This is a genomic window from Aeromonas sp. 604443 (genome assembly GCF_049170315.1).
GTDB classification, from domain to species: domain Bacteria; phylum Pseudomonadota; class Gammaproteobacteria; order Enterobacterales; family Aeromonadaceae; genus Aeromonas; species Aeromonas veronii_A.
Window position 1 is genome coordinate 59,030 of the sequence record NZ_JAAKMI010000018.1, and the last position, 17,732, is coordinate 76,761.

Annotated in this window: 13 protein-coding genes; 7 read left to right on the forward strand and 6 right to left on the reverse strand. The window is 60.0% G+C overall.

Annotated features, from left to right (window positions below; genetic code table 11):
* Positions 1–40 precede the first annotated feature (40 nt).
* The 3 genes from G5380_RS19025 to G5380_RS19035 are packed head-to-tail and all read left to right on the forward strand — an operon-like array spanning position 41 to position 7,499.
* Entirely contained in the window at positions 41–4,291 is a 4,251-nt protein-coding gene (locus G5380_RS19025; protein ID WP_227341981.1) for an ATP-binding protein, read from the forward strand.
* Positions 4,272–5,483 carry an EAL domain-containing response regulator gene (locus G5380_RS19030; RefSeq protein WP_227341982.1) on the forward strand — a complete coding sequence of 404 codons (1,212 nt, stop codon included), beginning with the start codon at positions 4,272–4,274 and terminating at the stop codon, positions 5,481–5,483. Before G5380_RS19025 ends, G5380_RS19030 begins: the two co-directional genes overlap by 20 nt.
* 39 nt (positions 5,484–5,522) lie before the next feature.
* On the forward strand, positions 5,523–7,499 hold the full coding sequence (locus G5380_RS19035; RefSeq protein WP_421209994.1) for a HAMP domain-containing methyl-accepting chemotaxis protein: 1,977 nt from the start codon (positions 5,523–5,525) through the stop codon (positions 7,497–7,499).
* 59 nt (positions 7,500–7,558) lie between these two features.
* Here G5380_RS19035 and rfaH read toward each other — a convergent pair whose 3' ends face one another.
* The 4 genes from rfaH to metN form a co-directional block, all read right to left on the reverse strand.
* A complete protein-coding gene (gene rfaH, locus G5380_RS19040) occupies positions 7,559–8,059 on the reverse strand; it encodes a transcription/translation regulatory transformer protein RfaH (protein WP_005339074.1) in 501 nt (166 codons plus the stop codon).
* 96 nt (positions 8,060–8,155) lie between these two features.
* Positions 8,156–8,956, reverse strand: a complete 801-nt coding sequence (metQ, locus tag G5380_RS19045; RefSeq protein WP_005339072.1) for a methionine ABC transporter substrate-binding lipoprotein MetQ — start codon at positions 8,954–8,956, stop codon at positions 8,156–8,158.
* A gap of 25 nt (positions 8,957–8,981) precedes the next feature.
* Complete coding sequence (locus G5380_RS19050; protein WP_005339070.1) at positions 8,982–9,635, reverse strand: methionine ABC transporter permease; 654 nt, start codon at positions 9,633–9,635, stop codon at positions 8,982–8,984.
* On the reverse strand, positions 9,616–10,659 hold the full coding sequence (gene metN, locus G5380_RS19055) for a methionine ABC transporter ATP-binding protein MetN (RefSeq protein ID WP_064337261.1): 1,044 nt from the start codon (positions 10,657–10,659) through the stop codon (positions 9,616–9,618). Before metN ends, G5380_RS19050 begins: the two co-directional genes overlap by 20 nt.
* Positions 10,660–11,164: 505 nt before the next feature.
* On the opposite strand from metN, the gene G5380_RS19060 reads away from it, so the two are divergent.
* Positions 11,165–11,620: a hypothetical protein gene (locus G5380_RS19060; protein WP_201994598.1), complete on the forward strand. Its 456-nt coding sequence runs from the start codon at positions 11,165–11,167 to the stop codon at positions 11,618–11,620.
* A 104-nt stretch (positions 11,621–11,724) separates the two neighbouring features.
* On the opposite strand, the gene ppgK is transcribed toward G5380_RS19060, so the two are convergent.
* Positions 11,725–12,465 (reverse strand): polyphosphate--glucose phosphotransferase, encoded by a 741-nt coding sequence (ppgK, locus tag G5380_RS19065; protein ID WP_005339062.1) that lies wholly within the window; start codon positions 12,463–12,465, stop codon positions 11,725–11,727.
* A 111-nt stretch (positions 12,466–12,576) separates the two neighbouring features.
* Positions 12,577–13,731: a tRNA epoxyqueuosine(34) reductase QueG gene (queG, locus tag G5380_RS19070; RefSeq protein WP_421353019.1), complete on the reverse strand. Its 1,155-nt coding sequence runs from the start codon at positions 13,729–13,731 to the stop codon at positions 12,577–12,579.
* A 60-nt stretch (positions 13,732–13,791) separates the two neighbouring features.
* On the opposite strand from queG, the gene G5380_RS19075 reads away from it, so the two are divergent.
* Genes G5380_RS19075 through G5380_RS19085 form a run of 3 tightly spaced genes read left to right on the forward strand, consistent with a single transcriptional unit; the run spans position 13,792 to position 17,502 of the window.
* Positions 13,792–15,303, forward strand: a complete 1,512-nt coding sequence (locus G5380_RS19075) for an NAD(P)H-hydrate dehydratase (protein ID WP_421209998.1) — start codon at positions 13,792–13,794, stop codon at positions 15,301–15,303.
* A gap of 10 nt (positions 15,304–15,313) precedes the next feature.
* Entirely contained in the window at positions 15,314–15,787 is a 474-nt protein-coding gene (gene tsaE, locus G5380_RS19080; protein ID WP_227341987.1) for a tRNA (adenosine(37)-N6)-threonylcarbamoyltransferase complex ATPase subunit type 1 TsaE, read from the forward strand.
* A 23-nt stretch (positions 15,788–15,810) separates the two neighbouring features.
* A complete protein-coding gene (locus G5380_RS19085; protein WP_421203501.1) occupies positions 15,811–17,502 on the forward strand; it encodes an N-acetylmuramoyl-L-alanine amidase in 1,692 nt (563 codons plus the stop codon).
* The last annotated feature ends 230 nt before the right edge of the window (positions 17,503–17,732 follow it).

Below are 17,732 nucleotides of genomic sequence, written 5' to 3' on the forward strand. Positions count from 1 at the left end.
TATGGTGGCCTATCTGTTTTACTCATCAGGACAAGACTTCATGTCACTCTTTCGTCAGCTTTTTCTCCCCCTGTTGCTGCTGTTTTCCGGCCTGCCTGCTGTTGCTGTTCCCCAGTTGGAAAAGGCAGTGGCGGACCACCAGAGTGCGGCTGATGAAGAGTTGGTGGTCGGGGTGCCCCGTGGTGGTTATCCTCCGTTCCTCTATGAACTGCCCAATCAGCGCTATGCCGGTCCGCTCAAGGAGCTGGCCTCGCGTATTGCGGCAGAAATGGGGGTCTCCCTGCGCTATGTCTCCTACAACTCCTATGTGGATGCCCGTGGTGCGCTGAACAGACGCCAAGTTGATGCCTTGATCGGGGTCGAGCTCGATGCGCTCGAGCTGGAGGGGATGAATCATATTGGCTATCTGGGCTCCTACGCCCGCGCCATCTTGATGCGCCATCCGGATCAACGTTTGACCCTGGAACAGGCGCGCAAGCTTCGCTGGGTCTGTATTCGCGGTTTTGGCAGTTGCAATGAGCTAGCGCGACTGGGGATGCCTCATGTGACCGAGCTGGAGAGCCGTGACGAGGCGACCTATATGGTCAAACTGGGGGCGGCCGATGCTTATCTGGCTCTGGGGCCGATCATTGCCATGGAGATGGAGCGGTTGCCTGAGTCGATGGGGATTGTGATCCCGGACTGGATCCCCGGTAGTGCATTGACCATTGCAACCAGTACCCATGACCCGGCGCTGACGGATCGCATCTGGCAGGCCTACCAGCGGATCCCGGTGGCTGATGCCCGGTTGCGGCTGAATCAGGAAGACAGCCGTTTCAAGGCGGGTTTGTTGCTGGAACCAGACGAGGTAGCCTGGTTAAAGAAGAAGAGCAAGGTGGTCAGGTTTGCCGTTGCGCCGTCGTTTGCCGGTATCAGCGAGATTGATGACGAAGGGGTGTTGCACGGCTATGCGGCAGATTTGATGAAGTTGTTGAGTCTGCGCTCGGGGATCCGCTTTGAACTTGAGCCGACCAGCACCTGGCAAGAGTCTCTGGCTCTGCTGAAACAGCACAAGGTGGATCTGATCCCCCTGATGACACCGCTCAGGGATCGCGAGGCATTTGCCTCCTTCAGCTCCTCCTACCTTAAATTCGACAGCTATGTGGTATCCCGGCGCGGCGCACGCCCGTTGAAGTCGCTGGCGGAGCTGAAAGGGCGCCTGATTGGTGGCGTGACCGGTTCTTATGAGGCTTCTCTTATCAGCGCCCATGGTGGCAACGTCATTGAAGTGGGCAAGGATACCGAGCTGCTTACCCTGCTTGATACGGGGAAAGCCGAGTATGTGCTGTTGACCATGACCAATCTGGGGCAGCAGGCCATGAAGGGCTTCAACGAAAAGTATCAGGTGGTGCTGAGCTCCCCCGAGTTTTCCGTGCCCATCAGCATGGCCGTTGATATCAGGCAGCCCGAGCTGCTGCGGATCATGGACAAGCTGTTGCTGACCATCACGGATGAGGAGTGGCAACTGCTGGAGCGGCGCTGGCTCAATGTTTCGGTAAATGTCGAATCCGATTACAGCCAGTTCTACAAGTGGCTGGCGCTGGGCGGAGTGGCCTTGTTGACCTGCGGTCTGCTGGTGATGTTCTGGGCCCGCAGCCTGCGTCGCCAGATTGCGCAGCGGAAAATCGCAGAGAGCAAACTCAACGAACAGTTGCTGTTTGTACAGACCCTGCTCAACTCATTGCCGACCATGGTGGCATTGCGCGACAGCGAGCAGCGTATAACCCTCTGCAACCGGGCTTATCGCGATGCCTTTCTCGTTGATGTCAATGGCGAGGCGCTTGACGACCTGCAAAGCATCCCCGAGCCCCTGCGTGCGAGCGTGCTGGAAGAGGAGCGCAGGATATGGCAAAGCGGCCAGGAGCTGGAGGGGGCCGGCAATAGCTTGCGTGCCGATGGCACCCCTTTTCATGTTATCTATGCCAAGCGCCCTTACCGGGACCCCGATGGCAACATGCGGGGTGTGCTGACAGTGCTGACCGATGTCAGCCGTATCAAGGAAGCCGAGGAGCGTGCTCGTCAGGCTGAAACTCGCCTGACCCAGATCACCGACAGCATGCCCGGCGTAGTCTACCAGTATCTGTGGCTGGGGCCGGGCAAGGGACGCTTTCTTTATGCCTCTCAGGGGGCCAACGAGATCCTGGGGGTATCTCATCAGGATTTATTTAACGCTGAATCGGGTGGTGAGGTATTTGGCTTTACCGAACAGGCCCTGCAGGAGTTTGTCAGCAAGGTGGCCAACCATGCCGAGACCCTGGCCCCCCTCGATCTGGAGGTCAAGGTGGAGCGCCCTGACGGGGATCGCTATCTGCAGGTACGCGGCAATTTTGTCCGTCAGGAGCAGCAGGCGCTGATACTCAACGGGGTGATTCAGGACATCACGGCCCTCAAGCAGCAGGAGCATGAGCTGCGCGAGGCACGTGCTTATGCCGAGCAGGCGATGCAGGCGCGCAGCCGCTTTCTGGCCACCATGAGCCACGAGTTACGCACCCCCATCTCCGGCATGCACGGCATGCTCGAGTTGTTGCAAATGAGCGAGCTCAACGACGATCAACGTTACATGGTGCGTAATGTGGTCACCTCGACCAACAACCTGCTCTATCTGGTCAACGACATACTCGATTTCTCCAAGATCGAGGCGGGTCAGTTGCAACTGCATTGTCAGGTCAGCCGGTTGCAGACGGTGATCTGCGATGCGATCCGTGGCCACGCTACCCTGGCCCATAGCAAGGGGCTCAACGTGACGCTGGAGTGGGGCCAGCATGTACCTGATTGGGCCGATATCGACGGGGTACGGGTCGGTCAGGTGATCTCCAATCTGCTCAACAATGCGGTAAAGTTCACCGAACAGGGGGAGGTCTCCATCCGGGTCAGCTACCTGCGCGATCAGCTTGCTATCAGTATCCGCGATACCGGTATCGGGATTGCCGAGGAGAAACAGGCATTGTTGTTCACTCCGTTTGAGCAGGTGGAGTCCGACATCAATCGCCGCTTTGGTGGTACCGGGCTGGGGCTGGCAATCTGTGATCAGCTGGTGCGCAAAATGGGGGGCGAACTCACCCTGACCAGCAAGGCGGGAGAGGGATCCCGTTTCCGCTTTACCGTGCCGCTGACCAACCCTCAATGGGATGCGCCCCCGCTGGCTGGCACCGAATGGTGGTTTTTCAGCGCCGATGCCAGCCTCGAGGCGGCCATGCGGCGGTTGGGCGCCAAGCTAAGGCATCTGGATGCCAGCCAGCTCAACCGCTCACTGGAAGGGTTGCTGCTGGCTGATCAGCTGTGGTTGGAGCAGGCCCTCGGCGGTGAGTGGCAGGGATGGTTGCAGCATGTCTCATTGAGAGGGATCATAGCGTCACCGAACGAGGCCCTTCGCGGCCGGATCGGCGGTCAGTTGTGGTGGCGATTGGGGCTCTCTCCTCTCTACCCGGATCTGCTGCTGGAGAGTTGTCTCGAACTGCTGCAGGAACGGGTCGCCCCGGTTCTGCCTGCGCTGGCCGACAAGCTGGGAGGACGGGTGCTGGTGGCCGATGATCATCCGGTCAATCGCGCCCTGCTGGCACGACAACTGGCTATCCTCGGAATTGAATCCCAGGTAGTGGAAGATGGCGAGAAGGCGTTGCGGGCCTGGCAGGGGCAGCCATTCTCCCTGTTGCTGACCGATTGCCACATGCCGGTGATGGACGGCTATGCCCTGACCAAGGCGCTGCGGGCTGCGGGCGTGACGGCGCCCATTATTGGGGTGACAGCGGATACCTCGGAAGAGGCCCATGCCCGTATGGTGGAAGCGGGAATGAGTGACATGCTGTTCAAGCCCTACCCGCTGGATACCCTGCGCCAGCTGCTGGCACACTGGCTCGCTGAGTCGGTACCGGCGGGCGGTACAGCGGTGACGGCGGTCGATGATGTGCTGGCCGTTCAGGCTGAACGCTGGTTGACCCTGTTTGGCGATGAGCCGACGGCGCGGGCGATGGCGGCGGAATATCTCGACTCCAATCGTCAGGATGGGGCTCATATGATGGCTGCGCTGGCTTGCCATGATTTCAACGTACTGGTAGAAACTGCCCACCGGATCAAGGGGGCAGCCCGCATGGTCGGGCTGCAGGAGCTGGCCACACAGGCTGCCAGGCTGGAGTCGGCTGCCAGATTGAAGCAGCTTGAGGAACTGGATGAGCTGACCGGCAAGGTGCAGCTATTGATGACGGCGATCGCCCACGACATTGGATTATGGCTCGATGAAAAAAGCACAACATGAGTTGGTCATTATGGTCGTGGAAGACCATGGATTTCAGCGCAAGGCGCTGCTGCACCAGGTCCGCAGCCTGGGTTACCAGAATCTGCTGGAGGCGGCCGATGGTGCCGAGGCGCTGGTGCTGAGCCAGCAACACGCCGTCGATATCCTGTTTTGCGACCTGCGGATGCCGGGCATGGATGGCATGGCGCTGCTGCGCCGCCTGTCATTGGGCGGTTTTCGCGGGGGGATTATCCTCTCCAGCGCCCTTGAAGACGATGTGGTGGAGGCCGTGTTGCGGATGAGTGCCGCCTATGGCTTGCAGGTGCTCGGCCGCATAGAGAAACCCTCTACCCAGCAGCAGCTCAAGCTGCTGATCGATGCCTGGTCACCCCGGGAGGAGCCTGCCAGGGAGGAGGAGGGGCACAGGATCGGCCTGGATGAGTTGTGCAGTGCACTCGAGCAGGATCAGTTGCTGCCCTGGTATCAGCCCAAGGTGAGCTTTGCCTCCGGCGAGTGGGTCGGGATGGAGGCGCTGGCCCGCTGGCAGCACCCGGAGTACGGCCTGATCTCTCCGGGGCGTTTTATTCCACTGGCGGAGCGCAACGGACTGATCGATCAGTTGACTGAAGTGATCATCGGCAAATCCCTGAGTGATGGTCACTTGTGGGAAGAGACCGGACTCTCGCTCAATCTGTCGATGAACCTCTCCACTACCTCGCTGATCGAGGGCGATCTGTGCAACTCCCTGATCAATCAGTGTCAACGCTGGAGCATCAACCCCGAGCTTATCACCCTGGAGGTGACCGAGAGCGCCTTTGTACAGGATCTGGGCAAGTCGCTGGAGGTGCTGACCCGGCTGCGGATGCACGGCTTTGGCCTCGCCATTGATGACTTCGGTACCGGCTACTCCTCCATGCAGCAACTGGCGCTGCTGCCCTTTACCGAACTGAAGCTGGATCGCTCCTTTGTCGACCGCTGTTTTGAAGACCCATCCCGTCTGGCCATTATCGAGTCCAGTATCGAGCTGGCGCGCAAGTTGGGCCTCAAGTCGGTGGCTGAAGGGGTAGAGGATGAGCAGACCTGGCGGTTGCTGGCAAAGTTGGGCTGCGATGTTTGTCAGGGGTTCTTCTCTGCCAGACCGATGCCACGCAGCGAGTTGCAAGAGTGGCACCGGGCTTGGCAAGATAGATTGCCTACACTGATATCTATCTGATTCTGTTGGCTGGATCCCTCCGTTTGAACAAGGATGTTCATGAAAATCTCAAGCAAGTTGCTGCTCAGCTTCGGTTTTATCAACCTGCTGATCCTGCTCTCCTCCGCGCTGGTCTATTACCGGCTGACCCAGATCAATCAGGCCCAACACACCCTGTTGGAGCAGGCGCTGCCCGCTCTGCAGCGGGATGAGGCGAGCCAGAAAGCACTGGTGGCCACCGTTTCTGCCCTGCGTGGCTATCTGATCCTCGGCAAGGATCCGGCTCAGGCTTCCCGCCTCAAGCTGGAGTGGGAGTCGGCCTGGCAGGCCATCGCCCATCAGGCCTTCAGCCCGGCGCTCGCCAAGTCTCTCGAGACCTTCAAAAGCCATCAGGAGAAGGTGTGGACCATCGCCCAGAGTGAAGAGAATCTGCCCGCTCACACCCTGATGCTGCAGGAGGCGGGGCCGCTGGCGGAGGCTGCGCTCGATCAGCTGCAATCCTTTGCCAATGAGGAGGTGGCGACCTCGCAGGATCAGCTCGCGGGCGATCGCCGCATGTTGCTCAAACAGGTGGGAGATGCCTACAACAGCCTCGCCAATTCCCTCTCTGCCCTGAGGGATTTTCTCATCTCAGGCGATCCCGAATACCGCAGCAAGTATCAGGATTACTACCAGTTTCACCAGCAGCGGGTGGCTGAGGTGAAGCAGCAAGCCGCGCTCTTTACCGATACCCAGCAGAGCCTCTGGCAGCTGTTTGAAGAGATGGCGACCCCCTTCTCCGAGCTGGTGGGGCAGGTGATCGAGAAGCGCCAGGCGCCGGATTGGGATCAGGCCAACTACCTGATGGCCACCGACATCGAGCCGATGCAGTCCAGCCTCAGCGAGCAGTTGGTCCAGCAGGTGAATAAAACCCGCGCCGAGGTGGATCAGATTTCGGCGCAGATGACCGGAGCCGGAAGGGCCATCAACCAGACACTGATGTTGGCCACCGGCAGTGCCATCGTGCTTGGCATGCTGGTCGCCTGGCTCTTTAGCCGTCGTCTGACCCGTGACATTGCTTGTCTGGTGACCCGGGCGGGGCAGGTTGCGGATGGCCAGCTGGCGGCCGAGCCCTTGCCAATCACAGGGCAGGATGAGTTGGGAGAATTGACCGGTTCCATCAACCGGATGTCTGCCCAGTTACATCATCTGGTCGGGGAGTTGCAGGGGGCTGTGGGGCAGGTCGAGGTGGCCTGTCTCGATGTGGGCAGCACTACCAGAGCCATAGTGGCGGATCTGACGGAGCAGGATCAGCGGGTCGATGCGGTGGCAGCGGCTATCGATCAGATGTCGGTTAGCGCCCGTGATGTGGCTGGTAACATTGCCGGTGTGGCGGATGGTGCCCATCAGGTGCGGCAGCAGACCCGTCAGGGAGAGGCCGCGCTGGCACGAATGAGCGATACCATGCAGCAGATTGCCGCCATGATTGGACAGGCCAACGAAGCCATGGGGCTGTTGGCGCATCAGAGTGAACAGGTGGGGCAGATCACCGAGGTGATCGCCACCATTGCCGAGCAGACCAACCTGCTGGCCCTCAATGCCGCCATCGAGGCGGCGCGGGCAGGCGAGCAGGGGCGTGGTTTTGCGGTGGTAGCCGATGAGGTTCGCCAGCTGGCGACCCGCACCCATCAATCAACCGCCGAAATCAGCCAGACTATTGCGGCCATCTCCCAGCAGACTCGCCAGACGGTGAGTACCGTCAGCAGCGGTACCCGGTTGGTAGAGCAAGGGCGGGATGCCGTTGGATTGGTGACAGATACCCTGAGTGCCATGAACCAGCTGGTACAGTCGCTGTCGGGCCAGCTGGAGGCCATTTCGGTGGCAACCGAGCAGCAGTCGCGGGTGGCCGCCGAGGTATCCGGGACGGTCGACGACATTGCCGCGCTCAGTCGGCAATCCTGTCAGCGTAGTCAGCAGGGGGAAGAGATCGTAGCCAGACTGGCTGGCGATACCGGCAAGCTGAAGGCGGTCATCGCCCGCTTTGATCTTGATGCGTGAGAAGGCGGGATCATCCCGCCATTGCTATTGCCATTCACCGGGCCGTCTGGCCCGTGGGTTTAGTCCAGACGTCTGAAGGTGTGGTTGTCGAAGCTGCTGGTGGTCTCCCGGTTGAGCAGGCTGACCAGCAAAATCGCCCGTTTCTCTCCATCCGGCTCCATATAGATGGCTTCGAAGCCGGCAAGCGGCCCCTCTTCAATCAGCACCTTGTCGCCCGAGCAGGGCAGGCTGGCGTAGCTGGCTCTCGCCTCGTCGCTATCATCGCGGCTCATCAGCTGATAGACCAGCTTGCTGCTGATGGGGGTCCATTCACTGCCAAAGTGGATGATCCGGCTGATGCCGCGGGTCGATTTCAGGGTGACCGGTGTTACCTCTTCCAAATCGACAAAGATAAACAGGTAGTTAGGGAACATGGGTTCCCGTACCGGAACTCGTTTGCCCCGGCGCAGCTTCTCGATCTCCACCATGGGGTAATAGGATTCGATACCCTGGGCATCGAGGTGGGCGCGGGCGCGGGCCTCTTCTTTTGGCTTGCAGTAGGCCAGATACCATTTTTTCATGTTATGAGTATGTTCGTGTTGCCGTGCTCGCGGATATGATAGCGGCGCCAATAAAAAAGGCCACGCATTGCGTGGCCTTTTTTGCCGAGTGAGCAATTACCAACCTTTTACCAGGCCGCCTTTGAACAGCTCGAGACCTTTCTTGTAGACATCATCGGTCTGGAAAGCTTGTACGAACTGTTTGACCTTCTCGTCATCCTTGTTGTTGTCGCGGGCGACGATCAGGTTGACGTAGGGGGACTCTTTGTCTTCAACAAACAGGCCGTTTTCAGTCGGGGTCAGACCAATCTGGCCGGCGAAGGTGTTGTTGATGATAGCCAGATCCACATCTTCCAGCGAACGGGGCAGCTGGGCTGCTTCCAGCTCGACAATCTTGAAGTTGCGCGGGTTGCTGGCGATATCCAGCACGGTTGCTTCCAGACCGGCGCCATCCTTCAGGGTGATCAGACCCTGTTTGGCCAGCAGGATCAGGGAGCGGCCCAGGTTGGTTGGATCGTTTGGTACCGCGATCTGGGCGCCATCTTGCAGCTCGCTCAGCGCCTTGATCTTCTTGGAGTAACCGGCGATCGGGTAGACGAAGGTGTTGCCAACCGGCACCAGCTTGAAGCCGCGATCACGCACCTGTGCATCCAGATAGGGTTTGTGCTGGAAGGCGTTGACGTCGATGCTCCCATCGTTCAGTGCTACGTTCGGGGTGACGTAGTCGGAGAAGTTGACCACCTCGACGGTCAGACCGTATTTCTCTTTGGCGACCTTGGCCGCCACTTCAACCAGCTCGGTCTCCGGGCCAGCAATGGCGCCCACTTTCAGAACCTTGCTCTCTTCTTTTTGACCGCAACCGGCCAGAACCAGACCAGCCAGCAGCGCAGCCGCAACGGATTTGATGCCAAATTTCATAAAACCTCCTGTCAGAAATCGACGATTAACGATGATCACATTTGTTGACCAGGCGCTCACCCGCGCTCTGGATAAGTTGAACCAGTACTACCAGGATAACCACGGTCACCAGCATGACGGTCGGGTCAAAGCGCTGATAACCATAACGAATACCCACATCCCCCAGACCACCGCCACCGATGGCCCCGGCCATGGCCGAGTAGTTCACCAGCGTGACTAGGGTAATGGTGACGCTGTTGAGGATGCCGGGCAGAGCCTCGGGCAGCAGCACCTTGGTGATAATTTGCAGCGGCTTGGCGCCCATCGCCTTGGCCGCTTCCAGCAGGCCGTCCGGTACCTCCATCAGGGCCCCTTCCACCAGACGGGCGATGAAAGGGATGCAACCGACAGTCAGCGGCACGATGGCGGCGATGGTGCCGATACTGGTGCCGACAATCAGCCGGGTCAGCGGAATGATGGCGACCAGCAGGATGATAAAGGGCACCGAGCGACCCACGTTGACCACCATGCCCAGAGTACGGTTGAGCAGGGGGTTGGCCAGGATCTGGCCGGCTTTGGTCACATGCAGCGCCACGCCGAGCGGCAGACCCAGCAGGCAGCCGAATAGAGCGGAGGCAAACACCATGATCAGGGTGTCGCCCAGGGCCGTGATGAGCAGATTAATCATGGCTTCGGACATAACCCATTACCTCCAGCTGAATGTGGTTGTCGATGAGAAACTGCTGGGTCGCCTCGCACTGGGCTTCATCCCCGAACAGCTCGGCCAGCAGGAAACCGAATTTGACGCCACCGGCGTATTCGATGTCTGCGCTCAGAATGCTGATGTCGATATTGAAACGGCGGCTCGCCTCGGAGATCAGCGGCGTATCGACCGTGCTGCCGGTAAAGCCAAGCTTCACCAGTGGGTAGCTGCCCGGCACCCGCTCGTTGCTCATCCGATCCTGATACTCCTGCGGTACCTCGAGATGGATGGTGGAGCGAATGAAATCGCGGGCCAGCTGGGTCTTGGCATTGCTGAAGAACCAGGCCACTTCGCCCTGTTCGATCAGGCTGCCGTCGCTGATGATGGCCACTTCGTCACAGATCCCCTTCACCACATCCATTTCGTGAGTGATGAGCAGGATGGTGAGCCCCAGCTTGACGTTGATCTCCTTGAGCAGGGTCAGGATCGAGCGGGTGGTCTGCGGGTCGAGGGCCGAGGTGGCCTCGTCGCAGAGCAGTACCTTGGGGGCCGGTGCCAGTGCGCGGGCAATGGCGACGCGCTGTTTCTGACCGCCGGAAAGCTCGGATGGATAGGCCTGGGCACGGGCTTCCAGCCCGACCAGCGCCAACAGCTCGGCAACCCGTTGCTGGATCTTCTCTTTGCTCCAGCCCGCCAGCTCCAGTGGAAAGGCTATGTTGGCAAACACGGTGCGGGAGGCCAGCAGGTTGAAGTGCTGGAAAATCATCCCGATCTGGCGGCGAGCCTGGGTCAGATCCCGTTCGCTCAGGGCGACCAGATCCTGGCCATCGACAATCACCTGGCCCTCTGTCGGGCGCTCCAGCAGGTTGACACAACGAATGAGGGTACTCTTGCCGGCACCGGAGGCACCGATCACCCCGAAAATTTTGCCTTGGGGTACATGCAGACTCACATCACGCAGGGCGTGCACGGCGTCACTGCCTGTACCGTAGACTTTGTTGAGACCGATCAACTTAATCATGGATTCTTCCGTGCTAACAGCCTTAAAGCACAGGGCGCTACAGGCGGGGAAATTGGGCAGAGGTTCCACTGGGTTACTCTGTCATCATGGAGGATGATGCTAAGATGTCTGGATGGCCATGTCAACGCATGTTTTTACGTCTAGACGTCTAAAAAAGTGATAAGGATTTCTGTCAGGCGGATAACGATCAGGATGGTATTGTTGCTCTTCCAGATCCTGTTTCGTCCCTGAGGCAGATAACCGAATTAAAGATGGTTAATATCGGGTAAATACTGGTTTTATTAGTGTGTCAGCCCGTTTCTGTTCACATCTGCTGTCGAGCCTGATGCTCCTCCATCGTTACACAAATTGCTGCACAAATCGTTCCCTATTCGTGACCGGATCACCTGATCGCCACTTTGTCGGCGTCAACCTTGATGCAGCGCAAGGGGGGCTCGGATAGGGATTGGGTCGGTGGCGCCGGTTTTTTATACTGATGATGTCGACAAGCATGGAGGGCAGTGCGATGAGATTCCAACAGATCAAAGAGTTGCTGCACTATCTTGAGCAGGTGCATCACCAGCTCGGACTCTGTTACGGGCGTTTGACCAGTCAGGTGGACAGCGAACGTAGCCGGATGTTGCTGGTCTATCTGCAAGGGCGTGAGGATGCGGCCAGTGCCCATCTGCACGAATATGCTGCTCAGCTGGGAGAGACGGTCAGGGAGACCTGGCTGAACCAGAGTTTCAGCGAGGATATGCTGCCTGCCATTACCCGCTTCGAGCTGCCGGCATCAGTCCAGACCCAGGATATCGTCACTCAGGTATGCCGCTGGGAAGAGCAGCTGGTGGGCGAGCTGAGTCATCTGGCCCGGGAGTGCCCGACACCGGCCACCACCGCTTTGCTCGAGAATCTGGCCGGGCTGGAGCAGACCCGCCTGACTCGGCTGGTGCACGGGGTGCATCGACTCGACGACATGTAGCGGGTGATAAGCACCAAACACGCAAGATGGCCGCACAACAAAAGGGCCCGGCAGCAGTGCCGGGCCCTTTCCATTGGTATCTGCTGACTTGCAGTGAGCGTCGGTCAACCCTGCTGCTCGGCCGCGTAGAGGGCGGCCCCGATAATGCCCGCCTGATTGAGGCTGGCCGCCGGAATCAGCGGTGCCCGGGTCTCGATGCGATCGACAAATTTATCCAGCTTGGCTGCGCTGCCGCCCCCCAGAATGAAGAGGTCGGGGGAGAAGAGAAACTCGAGGCGCGCCAGATACTTGTTGAAGCGCTTGCCCCAGCGGTTCCAGGAGAGATCTTCCCGTTTGCGCGCCGCATCGGAGCAGTAGTGCTCGGCGACCATTCCTTCCAGCATCAGATGGCCCAGCTCGGTGTTGGGCAGCAGATGGCCGTTGACGAAGATGGCGGTGCCGATACCGGTACCGACCGTGATGAGGATGATGACCCCCTTGCGATCCTTGCCGGCACCAAAGCGCATCTCGGCCAGACCGGCGGCATCGGCATCGTTCAGCACATAGCAGGGCTTGCCGGTGACATCGGCAAACAGATGCTCGGCATCGGTTTCGATCCAGCTCTTGTCGATGTTGGCGGCACTCTTGGCAACCCCGTTGTGGATGGTGGCGGGAAAGCCGCAGCCCACCGGTCCTTTCCAGTCGAAATGTTCGACCAGCGCCTTGAGGGTATGGGCGATAGCGGCCGGGGTGGCCGGTTGCGGTGTGGCAATGCGATGGCGCTCGCCAATCAATTCGCCGGTTTTGGTATCGACCAGACAGCCCTTGATCCCTGAGCCTCCAATATCCACTCCCAACATATGCATCTGTGTTGTCCTTGTTGTGTGCCGACCAGTTTGCAGTGACCACGCTGTTATGGGCACTGCAGGTCGGCAGAGCATGAAAAAAGTGCTGCAATCCGGCAAGGGGCAGATCACTTATGCGTGATCCGACAGACCTTTTTCGATGCAGCGGATCAGCAAACGGGTCTTCTTGTTCTCTTCATCCTGACGCCGGGCAAGGGTGGCCAGCGCCCATTCGATATGTTCGGCCACCATGGGATCGGCGGTGGTCAGCCCCAGTTGCAGGGCCGCGATCACCTCGGGGGTCGCCGGGCCATTGCCAAGGGCGACTGCCAGATTGCGGCGCCAGCGTTGATAGCCGATGCGGCGGATCGGGCTCCCCTCGGTTTGTTTGAGGAAATCGCTCTCGCTCCAGCACCACAGCGCCAGCAGGGGCGGTCGGTGCAGGCTGGGGCGGGGGCTAAAATCGGGTTCCGGGCTGGCATCGGCGTAGCGATTCCAGGGGCAGATAAGCTGGCAGTCGTCGCAGCCGTAGATGCGGTTGCCCATCAAGGGCCTGAACTCTTCCGGAATTGGGCCGTCATTCTCAATGGTGAGATAGGAGATGCAGCGGCGGCCATCCACCACATAGGGGGCGACAATGGCGCCGGTCGGGCAGATGTTGATGCAGGCGACGCACTTGCCACACTGCTCCTTCTCCACTGGCTGGTCGAGCGGCAGCGGCAGGTTGAGCAACAGCTCACCGAGAAAGAAGAAGGAGCCGGCTGATTCGTTGAGCAGCAGTGAGTGTTTGCCAACCCAGCCTAGGCCCGCCTTGGCTGCCAGTGGCCGCTCGAGGATGGGGGCGGAGTCGACGAAGGGGCGCCACTCACCCAAGGTCTCTTCAGTGCCTTGAAACAGCTCGGCACAGCGCGCTTCAATGCGATCACCCAGCTGTTTGAGCCGGTTGCGCAGCACCTTGTGGTAGTCGCGACCGAGAGCATAGCGGCTGATATAGCCCAGAGTCGGATCGCGCAGGGTGGCAGCAAAGCCTGCCTCGAACGGCAGGTAGTTCATCCGCACCGACAACACCCGCACCGTGCCTGGCAGCAGCTCGTGGGCGCGCGCCCGCATCATGCCGTGGCGTGCCATGTAATCCATGCTGCCGTGATAGCCCGCATCCAGCCAGGCCTGCAATCTCGGCTCTTCGATACGCAGGTCGTTGTCGGTGATGCCCGCCTGGTCAAATCCTAGCTCCCGTGCCCAGAGCTTGATATCTTGGGCCAGCTGGTGGAAGTCAGGTGCGCTCATGCGGCTTGGCCTGGCCGGCGTTTGCTGGCGTGGGTCGATTGATAAGAGGCGGGAGCCGTCATGGTAGAGATCATCAGGGGCGCGTTGGGCACAAAAGAGGGGGGCAGTTTACCACAGGGGTTGTGGCAGACTGAACAGATCCGCGTACTGGAGCGCAACTGGGCCACGCGTGAGGGGCAACCTCTCTATGCCCTGATGGAGCGAGCCGGTGCCGCGCTGCGCACCTATGCCACCCTGCATTGGCCCGACAGTCGCTGCTGGTGGATTTTCGTCGGCCCCGGTAATAACGGCGGTGATGGCTATGTGCTGGCCCGCCTTGCCCGCCAGATTGGCATCGAGGTGGTGGTGATTGCCGCCAGAGCACCCGACCAGCTGAAGGGGGATGCCAGACGGGCCGCCGATGAGTGGTTGGCGGCCGGTGGCCGGGTCTGGCTGGCCGAGCAGTTTGATGGGGACCAGCACTCCGCCCCGGAGCTGGTGGTCGATGCCCTGCTTGGCACCGGCGTCAACACGCCCCTCTCGCCACTACTGACAAAGATCGTCGCAACAATCAATGGCTTGGTTGTGCCCGTGCTGGCGGTGGATCTCCCCTCCGGCCTCAACGGCGATACCGGCCGTGCCATGGGGGCCGTGGTGCAGGCCACTCGCACCCTCACCTTTATCGGTATCAAGCAGGGGATGCTCACCGGCGACGGGGTGGATTGCGTCGGCCAGCTCGACTGTGATCCCCTTGGCGTCACGCCGGATGACGCTATATTGCCCGCCATCTGGCGTATCGATTATCCGCTGCTCAGCACGCAGCTTACCCCGCGCCCGCGCGCTTCCCACAAGGGCTCTTATGGCAAGGTGCTGCTGGTGGGGGGCAATCGCGGCATGCAGGGGGCCATCGTGCTGGCGGCCCGCGCCTGCCTGCGGGCGGGAGCCGGGCTGGTGCGGGTGTGTCAGCATCCGGAACATCCGCCGGTCAGCCTCTATCAACCGGAGCTGATGAGCCTCACCAGCGCTGATGACAAGGGGTGGGCGTCGGTGCGGGTCATCGGCCCCGGCCTCGGTCAGGATGAGTGGGGAGGCGCGCAAATCGCCCGTTATCTCACCGAACGGCTGCCACTGGTTTTGGACGCCGATGGATTGAATTGGCTGGCGCAATCTCCCCGCCATCAGGATAATTGGGTGCTCACGCCCCATCCCGGCGAAGCTGCGCGACTGCTGGGATGCACCATTGCCGACATTGAAACCGACCGGTTTTCCGCCGTGCAGGCGCTGCAGCGGCGCTATGGCGGTGTGGTGTTGTTAAAAGGGGCGGGGACACTTATTTATGACGGCGAGCGGGTCGCACTCTGTTGTGAAGGCAACCCAGGCATGGCAAGTGGCGGCATGGGCGATCTGTTATCTGGTATAATCGCCGCCCTTTTGGCCCAGGGCTGGTCTGCCACCATGGCAAGCTGGCTGGGCGCCGTGATCCACGGCGAGGCTGCAGATCAGGCCGCCGCTGACGGCGAACGGGGCATTCTGGCGTCAGATCTGCTGCCGCTGATCCGCAAACTGGTTAATCCCGACACCATTAAAAGTTAAAAAGAAGAACATGGCAAAACAGTTGATGATGACACTGCCGGACGAGGCAGCAACCGTGGCACTGGGTGGCCGTCTGGCACAGGCCTGCCAGCAGGCGACCACAGTGTTTTTGCATGGCACGCTTGGTGCTGGTAAAACCACTCTGACCCGCGGCTGGGTGCAGGGCCTTGGCCATCAGGGCAAGGTAAAAAGCCCGACCTATACCCTGGTCGAGCCCTACGAACTCGATGGCTGGCAGGTCTATCACTTCGATCTCTATCGTCTGGCTGATCCGGAAGAGCTGGAGTTCATGGGCATTCGGGACTATTTTGCCGCCAATACTCTCTGTCTGGTGGAGTGGTCCGAGAAGGGCGAGGGCTGGTTACCGGCTCCTGACCTTGAAATTACCCTTACTTATGTAGGCGAGCAGCGCGAGGCTCTGATAGAGGCCCGCACTGCTATTGGCGAAGCCATTCTGGAACGGTTGTCATCTACGTGCGCTTGATCCTTGTTATTGCTCTCTCCTTGATGGCGTTACCCTCCTGGGCGAATCAGCTCAAGAGTGTGCGAATCTGGCCATCACCGGATAACACCCGGGTGGTGCTCGATATGAGCAGTGCCCCCAACTACAACTACTTCACCCTGGCTGGCCCCGATAGATTGGTGATCGATCTGAAAGGGGCGAGCAATGCCACCAATCTGGCCCGGGTCGAGAACAACAGCGAGCTGGTGCGCAAGATACGTGAGAGCACTCCGCTGGAGAAGGGGGGCCTGCGGCTGGTGCTTGATCTCAGCTCCGCCATCAAGCCGGTGGTCTTTCCGCTGGCACCAGCCGGGCCCTATGGTCACCGTCTGGTGATCGATCTGCCTTATGAAGAGAAGCGCTCGGCGGCTGCGGTGCAATCCACGCCCGTCGGTGGCAAGGGCAGGGGGGTGGTGATTGCCATCGACCCGGGCCACGGTGGGGAAGACCCGGGCTCCATCGGTCCGCGTCGTACCTATGAGAAGCGAGTTACGCTGGCAGTCTCCCAGAAGCTGGCGGCGCTGATCGACCGTGAGCCGGGGATGCGCGCCGTGCTGACCCGTCGTGGCGACTATTTCGTCGACCTCAACAAGCGTTCCGAGATCGCCCGCAAGGCCAAGGCGGATCTGCTGGTGTCGGTCCATGCGGACAGCTTCCATAACTCCACTCCGCGCGGCGCCTCTGTCTGGGTCCTCTCGACCAACCGTGCCAACCGCGAGATGGGCAGCTGGCTGGAGAAGCAGGAGAAGCAGGGCGAGCTGCTGGGCGGGGTCGGCAAGGTGTTGGCGGAATCCGATCCCAATCCCTATCTGGCGCAAACTTTCCTAGACCTTTCCATGGACAAGTCCCGTGCCGAAGGCTACGACGTCAGCCGTCAGATCCTGCGCTCATTGGGCAAGGTTGCCCGACTGCACAAGAAGGCCCCGGAGCATGCCAGTCTGGCTGTGCTGAAGGCGCCGGATATTCCCTCGGTGCTGGTCGAAACCGGCTTTATCTCCAACCATGCGGAAGAGAAGCTGCTGGCTACCTCAAGCTATCAGGATCAGCTGGCCCGCGCCATTTTCGAGGGGATCCGCAACTACTACCGCGCCCACCCGACCAAGGGAGCCATGTTGACCGGCAAGGGACAGGCGAGCAGGCCTGCCGCGACCACTCGCTCTGCACCGGTAGCTTCGCAGCCGGTGAGCCAGCCCAAGCCAGTGCAGTCGCAGCCGGTGGTGACCAATAAGATGCCAGCGACAGTACGTGACGGCGCGGCTGCGACCGGTTCAGGTGCCGGGGTGATCAAGCCCTATTCGGAGGCTGCGCAAGATTCTGGTGCGCCGGTTAGCAATGTGGGCGACTATGACAAATCTCGGATGCTCCGCCATGTGGTCAAACGTGGCGAGAGTCTCTCTCGCCTTGCCGAGAAGCATGGAGTGAGTCAATCCACTTTGGTAGAGATCAACCAGCTGCGCAGCCGGGATATTCAGATTGGTCAGACCATCTATATTCCCCAGCAGGGGCAGAGCCGCGCTGCCGCCCCCGTTCGCAGTGATGACAAGTCGCAGATGATCCGCCATGTGGTCAAGCGGGGGGAGAGTCTCTCCCGCCTTGCCGAGAAGCATGGGGTGAGTCAGGCGCGACTGGTAGAGATCAACAAGCTCAAATCGCGGAATATTCAGGTAGGGCAGGTGCTCTACATTCCGCAAAACTGACGCGCGGGAGCGGGTGATACCGCTCTCGCTGTTAGCCAATACCATCAGCAAGATTGAAATTCAGGAGCAAGTGATGCCGATCCGTATATTACCCCCCGATTCTGGCCAACCAGATTCCGGTTGGTGGAGAGGTGGTGGAGCGGCTCTCTATCCGCAAGATTGAAATTCAGGAGCAAGTGATGCCGATCCGTATATTACCCCCCGATTCTGGCCAACCAGATTCCGGTTGG

Excerpts from the sequence above, each read along its gene's own strand:
- G5380_RS19025 (WP_227341981.1), top strand. The coding sequence starts at position 41 with ATGTCACTCTTTCGTCAGCTTTTTCTCCCCCTGTTGCTGCTGTTTTCC.
- G5380_RS19030 (WP_227341982.1), top strand. The coding sequence starts at position 4,272 with ATGAAAAAAGCACAACATGAGTTGGTCATTATGGTCGTGGAAGACCAT.
- G5380_RS19035 (WP_421209994.1), top strand. The coding sequence starts at position 5,523 with ATGAAAATCTCAAGCAAGTTGCTGCTCAGCTTCGGTTTTATCAACCTG.
- rfaH (WP_005339074.1), bottom strand. The coding sequence starts at position 8,059 with ATGAAAAAATGGTATCTGGCCTACTGCAAGCCAAAAGAAGAGGCCCGC.
- metQ (WP_005339072.1), bottom strand. The coding sequence starts at position 8,956 with ATGAAATTTGGCATCAAATCCGTTGCGGCTGCGCTGCTGGCTGGTCTG.
- G5380_RS19050 (WP_005339070.1), bottom strand. The coding sequence starts at position 9,635 with ATGTCCGAAGCCATGATTAATCTGCTCATCACGGCCCTGGGCGACACC.
- metN (WP_064337261.1), bottom strand. The coding sequence starts at position 10,659 with ATGATTAAGTTGATCGGTCTCAACAAAGTCTACGGTACAGGCAGTGAC.
- G5380_RS19060 (WP_201994598.1), top strand. The coding sequence starts at position 11,165 with ATGAGATTCCAACAGATCAAAGAGTTGCTGCACTATCTTGAGCAGGTG.
- ppgK (WP_005339062.1), bottom strand. The coding sequence starts at position 12,465 with ATGCATATGTTGGGAGTGGATATTGGAGGCTCAGGGATCAAGGGCTGT.
- queG (WP_421353019.1), bottom strand. The coding sequence starts at position 13,731 with ATGAGCGCACCTGACTTCCACCAGCTGGCCCAAGATATCAAGCTCTGG.
- G5380_RS19075 (WP_421209998.1), top strand. The coding sequence starts at position 13,792 with ATGGTAGAGATCATCAGGGGCGCGTTGGGCACAAAAGAGGGGGGCAGT.
- tsaE (WP_227341987.1), top strand. The coding sequence starts at position 15,314 with ATGGCAAAACAGTTGATGATGACACTGCCGGACGAGGCAGCAACCGTG.
- G5380_RS19085 (WP_421203501.1), top strand. The coding sequence starts at position 15,811 with ATGGCGTTACCCTCCTGGGCGAATCAGCTCAAGAGTGTGCGAATCTGG.